The organism is Streptomyces sp. SID1328, assembly GCF_009865595.1.
Lineage (GTDB): Bacteria > Actinomycetota > Actinomycetes > Streptomycetales > Streptomycetaceae > Streptomyces > Streptomyces griseoluteus.
Genome location: NZ_WWKH01000495.1, coordinates 1 through 6,784, shown reverse-complemented (window position 1 = coordinate 6,784; position 6,784 = coordinate 1). Strand labels below are relative to the sequence as shown.

The following is a 6,784-nucleotide window of genomic DNA, read 5'->3' as shown; positions in this document are numbered from 1 at the left end:
CGTCCTTGCCGTCCTTTCCGTCCTTGCCGTCCTTGCCGGGCGGCCCGTCCTTTCCGTCCGTGCCGTCCTTGCCGTCCTTTCCGGGCGGCCCGATGGGGCCGGCGGGGCCGGTGGGGCCGGCCGGACCGGAGGGACCGGGAGGGCCGGGCTCCAGGCTCTCCTGGAAGTCGACGGACTGCGTCTGCAACCCCTGGATCTGGAGGTGCTGTTCGACGATGACGGCCGACTGCACAACGAGCGCGATGGTCAGCGCGGCACCGAGCACGAAGGGACGCCGCGAGTTGCGCAGCGCTTGAGTCACGCTTCTCATATTCATCCTCACGCTGAGTGACGAGCGCCAGTGTAAGTGACGATATGTCAGGAAAAGCTGACTCCCGCACCGAGTGTCCGCACGGCATTTCAGGGCCTCGCGCATGCGGCAGGATGACGGCACGTGCCCTTCGTCGGACCTTCGGGCCGAGGGCACGTTCGCACACCCCGGACAGCGAACAGGTGACAACGTGACGAGACTTCACAGCAGGCTCCACACCGCCGTTTCGGCTACCGGAGGCGCCCGGTGAACCGCACGCCGACCCTGGACGACCTGGTGCTCGCCGGCATCGCGCTGGCCGCCGGCCTGGTGCTGGCCTTTCTGTCCCGCACGGTGCTGCGCTGGCTGGCCAAGCATGCCAAGCGGACCCGGTGGAGCGGGGACGACGTCATCGTGGACGCGCTGCGCTCGGTCGTGCCGTGGGCCGCGATAGCGAGCGGCATCGCGGTGGGCGCGGCCGTGCTGCCGCTGACCCGTACCGTGCAGCACCACGTCAACCAGTCCCTCCAGGTCTGGCTGATCTTCGTGGTGACGCTGTCGGCGGCCCGGGTGATCGCGGGCCTGGTGCAGAGCGTCACCCAGTCCCGCTCGGGCGTGGCGGGCTCGGCGACCATCTTCGTCAACATCACCCGTGTCCTGGTGCTGGCCATCGGCTTCCTGGTGGTCCTGCAGACCCTCGGCATCTCGATCGCCCCGCTGCTCACCGCCCTGGGCGTCGGCGGTCTGGCGGTCGCCCTGGCACTCCAGGACACGCTGGCCAACCTGTTCGCCGGCATCCACATCCTCGCCTCCAAGACCGTGCAGCCCGGCGACTACATCCGGCTGAGCAGCGGCGAGGAGGGGTACGTCGTCGACATCAACTGGCGTCAGACGACCGTGCGCCAGCTCTCCAACAACCTGGTGGTCATCCCCAACGGCCAGCTCGCCAAGACCAACATGACCAACTTCACCCGCCCCGAGCAGGAGCTGACGGTGCTGGTGCAGGCCGGGGTGAGCTACGACTCGGACCTGGAGCACGTGGAGCGGGTGACGGCCGAGGTGGTCAACGAGGTGATGACCGAGATCACCGGTGCCGTCCCGGAGCACGAGGCAGCGATCCGCTTCCACACCTTCGGGGACTCCCGGATCGGGTTCACGATCATCCTGGGCGTCGGGGAGTTCAGCGACCAGTTCCGGATCAAGCACGAGTTCATCAAGCGCCTGCACCGCCGCTACCGCGAGGAGGGCATCCGCATCCCGGCCCCGACCCGCACGGTGGCGCTCCAGCAGGGGTCGGTGCTGATACCTCACCAGCGCACGGCCGACGACGTGACGGCACCGTCACCGTCCGAGCAGTGAGCCCGGTGGCGGCGCCCTCCCGGCGCCGCCACCTTTTTCAGTCCTGGTCCGCCGTGCCGCGCGACCAGCCCCGCCGCTCACCCTCGTCGATGAGGTGCCGGCCCGCCGTCCACAGGGAGGCGGAGGCGTCCCCGATCACCGCCTTGCGGGCCCGGACGTCGTCGGCGGTGATGCCGGGGGTGCGCCAGGTGCCGCCGCGGGCCATCCAGTTGAGCAGCAGCGGCTGGAGCCGGTCCATGGCCTTGGCGAACCGGGCCTCGGGAGTGGCCCGCTCCTCGAACTCGTCCCACAGCGCCCGCATCCGCCGGGCCTGGTCGTCCGGGAGCAGCCGGAAGAGGTCGTCGGCCGCGACCGCCTCCCGCTCCTGCTGGCCTGCGCCGCCCGCGCTGTCGTACAGCGGGGTGTCACCGGCGTAGATCTCCACCAGGTCGTGCAGCAGCACCAGCTCGACGGTGTGGCCGACATCGATGGGTTCGTCGGCGTGCTCGGCGAGGACCGCGACCATCATGGCCAGGTGCCAGGAGTGCTCGGCGTCGTTCTCCCGGCGGTCCGCCGCGGCGAGCGGCGACTGACGCAGCACGGTCTTGAGCCGGTCCACCTCCACCAGGAAGGTGAGCTGGGCCCGCAGCCGCTCCTCGATTCCGTCGGGCAGGGGCGTCTTGTCCACGAGCAGCTTGCGGGGTTCTTCACTCACCGGCTCATCGTGGCACGCCCGGTCCAGGGCTCACGCCGCCGGGCTAAACTCGAAATAGTATGACTTCTTCCCGCGATCCCGAGCCCGAGCCGACGCCCGAGCCCTTCACCCCGCCCTCCCTCGCGGCCCTCGACGCCCGGCTCGACTCGATCACCCGGCAGCCGTTCCGGGCCAAGTTCCACCTGCGCGGACGCGACCGGGTCACCGCCGAGCTGAAGGGCCCGGCCACCATCCGCTGGCACGCGTACGACCTGATCGCGGGGCGGCTCGCCCCGGCCCGGCCGTACAAGGACGGCAAGCAGACCCCGTACCGGGGCCACCCCGTCTTCGTCGCCCAGCACGCCACCGGGACCTGCTGCCGGACCTGTCTGCTGCGCTGCCACGGCATCCCCAAGGGCCGGGACCTCACCCGCGCCGAGCATGTGTACGTGGTGGAGGTGATCTGCCGCTGGATCGAGCGGGAGATGACCGGCGGCGCGCGCTGAACGGTCGGCACCGGACCCCTGTCGAACCGGACCCGGTCACGAGATATCTTGATGTCGAGCAATGTTGCAGACGTGGAGCGGAGCACCCGGTGACTGACTCGACCATCATCTACACCTACACGGACGAAGCGCCGGCCCTGGCGACCCATTCGTTCCTGCCGGTGATCCAGGCGTACGCCGCGCAGGCCGGGGTCCCCGTGGAGACCCGCGACATCTCGCTGGCCGGGCGCATCATCGCCGTCTTCCCGGAGTACCTGAACGAGGACCAGCGCATCCCGGACGCGCTCGCCGAGCTGGGCGACCTGGCCAAGACGCCGGCCGCGAACATCGTCAAGCTGCCGAACATCTCGGCGTCCATCCCGCAGCTCAAGGCCGCCGTCGCCGAGCTGCAGGCCAAGGGCTACGCGCTGCCGGACTACCCCGAGGACCCGAAGACCGACGAGGAGCGCGAGGTCCGCGCCCGCTACGACAAGATCAAGGGTTCCGCCGTGAACCCGGTCCTGCGTGAGGGCAACTCCGACCGCCGCGCCCCCGCCTCGGTGAAGAACTACGCCAAGACCCACCCGCACCGCATGGGCGCCTGGACCTCCGAGTCCAAGACCAACGTGGCCACCATGGGTGAGAACGACTTCCGCTCCACCGAGAAGTCCGTGGTGATCCCCGAGGACGGCACGCTCCGTATCGAGCTGGTCGCCGAGGACGGCACCACCACCGTGCTGCGCGAGTCGGTAACGGTCCGCAAGGACGAGGTCGTCGACGCCTCGGTCATGCACGTCGCCGAGCTGGAGCAGTTCCTCGCCGCGCAGGTCGCCCGCGCGAAGGAGGAGGGCGTCCTGTTCTCCGTGCACCTGAAGGCCACGATGATGAAGGTCTCCGACCCGATCGTCTTCGGCCACGTGGTGCGTGCCTTCTTCCCGAAGACGTTCGCCAAGTACGGCCAGACCCTGAAGTCGGCCGGCCTGTCCCCCAACGACGGCCTCGGCGGCATCTACAAGGGCCTGGAGAGCCTGCCCGAGGGCGCCGAGATCAAGGCGTCCTTCGACGCCGAGCTGGCCGAGGGCCCCGCGCTCGCCATGGTCGACTCCGACAAGGGCATCTCCAACCTGCACGTCCCCTCGGACGTCATCGTCGACGCCTCCATGCCCGCGATGATCCGCACCTCCGGCCACATGTGGGGCCCGGACGGCGAGGAGCACGACACCCTCGCGGTGATCCCGGACTCCTCCTACGCCGGTGTCTACCAGGCCGTCATCGAGGACTGCCGCGCCAACGGCGCCTACGACCCCTCCACCATGGGCACGGTCCCCAACGTCGGCCTGATGGCGCAGAAGGCCGAGGAGTACGGCTCGCACGACAAGACCTTCGAGGTCGCCGCCGCGGGCACCGTCCGCCTGGTCGACGCCGACGGCAACGTGCTCATCGAGCAGCCGGTCGCCGAAGGTGACATCTTCCGCGCCTGCCAGACCAAGGACGACCCGATCCGCGACTGGGTCAAGCTGGCCGTCACCCGCGCCCGCGCCACCGGTGACCCGGCCGTGTTCTGGCTGGACGAGACCCGCGCGCACGACGCCAACCTGATCGCCAAGGTCAACCAGTACCTCCCGGAGCACGACACCGAGGGCCTGGACATCCGCATCCTGCCGCCGGTCGAGGCCGCCAAGCTGTCGGTGGAGCGCATCCGCCGCGGCGAGAACACCATCTCGGTGACCGGCAACGTGCTGCGCGACTACCTGACCGACCTCTTCCCGATCCTGGAGCTGGGCACCAGCGCCAAGATGCTGTCGGTCGTCCCGCTGATGGCGGGCGGCGGCCTGTTCGAGACCGGCGCCGGCGGCTCCGCCCCGAAGCACGTCCAGCAGCTCGTCAAGGAGAACTACCTGCGCTGGGACTCCCTCGGCGAGTTCTTCGCCCTGGTGCCCGCCTTCGAGCAGTACGCCGAGGCCACCGGCAACACCCGCGCCAAGGTCCTCGCCGACACCCTGGACCGCGCCACGGCGACCTTCCTCAACGAGGACAAGTCCCCGACCCGCCGGGTCGGCGGCATCGACAACCGCGGCAGCCACTTCTTCCTCTCCCTGTACTGGGCGCAGGAGCTGGCCAGGCAGACCGACGACGCCGACCTCGCGAAGGCGTTCGCCCCGTTCGCCGAGGCCCTCGCGGCCGATGAGCAGAAGATCGTCGAGGAGCTGCTCGCGGTGCAGGGCTCCCCGGCCGACATCGGCGGCTACTACCAGCCGGAGAAGGCCAAGGCGGACGCGGTCATGCGCCCGTCGGCCACCTGGAACGCGGCGCTCGGCTCGCTGAGCTGACGTCTGCGACAGCTGTACGCGCGTGCCCCGGCCGGACTCCTCCGGCCGGGGCACGGTCGTAACCGGGCTGTGCTGCGGCCGTGTTGCGGGGATGTGGCGTACATGAAGTCCTCGTGTCGGGGTTCGTGCCGGGCTGTCCGGAGCTGTCCGGCCGTGCTTGTCTCGTGCCCGAACCCGCGCCCGCACCGCACGAGGAGCACCATGAGCAGCCAGCCCATCGACTCGGTCACCGCCGGTCACACCCCGGACGAACCGCCCGCCGGACCCGACACCTCCGCCTGGTCCTTCGAGACCCGGCAGATCCACGCCGGCGCGGTGCCCGACCCGGCGACCGGGGCGCGTGCCACGCCGATCTACCAGACCACGTCCTTCGTGTTCAAGGACACCCGGCACGCCGCAGACCTGTTCTCGCTCGCCGAGCCCGGCAACATCTACACCCGCATCCACAACCCGACGCAGGACGTGTTCGAGCAGCGGATCGCCGCGCTGGAGGGCGGGGTCGCCGCCGTCGCGCTGGCCTCCGGGCAGGCCGCCGAGACGCTCGCCCTGCTGACCCTGGCGGGCGCGGGCGACCACATCGTCTCCAGTGCCTCGCTGTACGGCGGCACGTACAACCTGTTCCGGCACACCCTGCCGCGGCTGGGCATCGAGGTGTCGTTCGTGGACGACCCGGACGACGTCGACGCCTGGCGGGCCGCGATCCGGCCGAACACCAAGGCGCTGTTCGCGGAGACCCTGGGCAACCCGCGCGGCAACGTGCTCGACGTACGGGCGGTCGCGGACGTGGCGCACGACGCCGGCGTGCCGCTGATCGTGGACAACACGGTGCCGACCCCGTATCTGCTGCGGCCCATCGAGCACGGCGCGGACATCGTGGTGCACTCCGCGACCAAGTTCCTCGGCGGGCACGGCACCGCCATCGCCGGTGTGGTGGTGGACGGCGGCACCTTCGACTTCGGCGCCCACCCCGAGCGCTTCCCGGACTTCTCCGAGCCCGACCCGAGCTACCACGGCCTGCGGTACTGGCCGGCGCTCGGTCCGGGCGCCTTCGCGGTCAAGCTGCGGGTGCAGTTGCTGCGCGACCTGGGCCCGGCGCTCTCCCCGCACTCGGCGTTCCTGCTGCTCCAGGGCGTGGAGACGCTGAGCCTGCGCCTGGAGCGGCACTCCGCCAACGCGCTGGCGCTGGCCGAGTGGCTGGAGGGCCGCGACGAGGTGGCCGCCGTCCACTATCCGGGCCTGGAATCCAGCCGGTGGTACGAGGCCGGGCGGAAGTACCTCCCGCGCGGCTCCGGCGCGGTCGTCTCCTTCGAGCTGCGGGACGGGGTGGAGGCGGGCAAGCGGTTCGTGGACGCGGTGGAGCTGTTCAGCCACCTCGCCAACATCGGTGACGTACGCAGCCTGATCATCCACCCCGCGTCCACCACCCACAGCCAGCTCGACGAGGAGCAGTTGACGGCGACCGGTACCTCGCCGGGGCTGGTCCGGCTGTCGGTGGGCATCGAGAGCCTGGCCGATCTGAAGGCGGACCTGGAGGCCGGGTTCCGCGCGGCCAAGGGCGCCTCCTGAGCACCGTTCCGCGCGCCCGCCCCGCCCCGCTGCCGCCGGTCACCGGCGCCTGGCGGGACGGGGACCCGGCCGGGCGCCGCCG

The 6,784-nt window shown here is 70.6% G+C and carries 6 protein-coding genes; 4 read left to right on the top strand and 2 right to left on the bottom strand.

Features of this window, described 5'->3' with window-relative positions; genetic code table 11:
- The coding region (locus GT030_RS15595) for a hypothetical protein (protein WP_202460136.1) at window positions 1-301 on the bottom strand (301 nt) is incomplete at its 3' end.
- A gap of 255 nt (window positions 302-556) precedes the next feature.
- On the opposite strand from GT030_RS15595, the gene GT030_RS15590 reads away from it, so the two are divergent.
- On the top strand, window positions 557-1,648 hold the full coding sequence (locus tag GT030_RS15590; protein ID WP_161201632.1) for a mechanosensitive ion channel family protein: 1,092 nt from the start codon (window positions 557-559) through the stop codon (window positions 1,646-1,648).
- A gap of 37 nt (window positions 1,649-1,685) precedes the next feature.
- Here the strand turns inward: GT030_RS15590 and GT030_RS15585 are convergent, their stop codons facing one another.
- Window positions 1,686-2,342 carry an HD domain-containing protein gene (locus GT030_RS15585; RefSeq protein ID WP_161201631.1) on the bottom strand — a complete coding sequence of 219 codons (657 nt, stop codon included), beginning with the start codon at window positions 2,340-2,342 and terminating at the stop codon, window positions 1,686-1,688.
- Between the two features lie 59 nt (window positions 2,343-2,401).
- Between GT030_RS15585 and GT030_RS15580 the strand changes: the two genes are divergently transcribed.
- From GT030_RS15580 to GT030_RS15570, 3 genes are all read left to right on the top strand, one after another.
- Window positions 2,402-2,827, top strand: a complete 426-nt coding sequence (locus GT030_RS15580; protein WP_202460135.1) for a DUF4186 domain-containing protein — start codon at window positions 2,402-2,404, stop codon at window positions 2,825-2,827.
- An 89-nt stretch (window positions 2,828-2,916) separates the two neighbouring features.
- Window positions 2,917-5,136: an NADP-dependent isocitrate dehydrogenase gene (locus tag GT030_RS15575; protein WP_161201630.1), complete on the top strand. Its 2,220-nt coding sequence runs from the start codon at window positions 2,917-2,919 to the stop codon at window positions 5,134-5,136.
- A gap of 201 nt (window positions 5,137-5,337) precedes the next feature.
- Window positions 5,338-6,702, top strand: a complete 1,365-nt coding sequence (locus GT030_RS15570; protein ID WP_161201629.1) for a bifunctional o-acetylhomoserine/o-acetylserine sulfhydrylase — start codon at window positions 5,338-5,340, stop codon at window positions 6,700-6,702.
- The last annotated feature ends 82 nt before the right edge of the window (window positions 6,703-6,784 follow it).

Bases quoted from the DNA above. Each gene is read 5' to 3' on its own strand.
- GT030_RS15580 (WP_202460135.1), top strand. From the start codon at position 2,402: ATGACTTCTTCCCGCGATCCCGAGCCCGAGCCGACGCCCGAGCCCTTC.
- GT030_RS15570 (WP_161201629.1), top strand. From the start codon at position 5,338: ATGAGCAGCCAGCCCATCGACTCGGTCACCGCCGGTCACACCCCGGAC.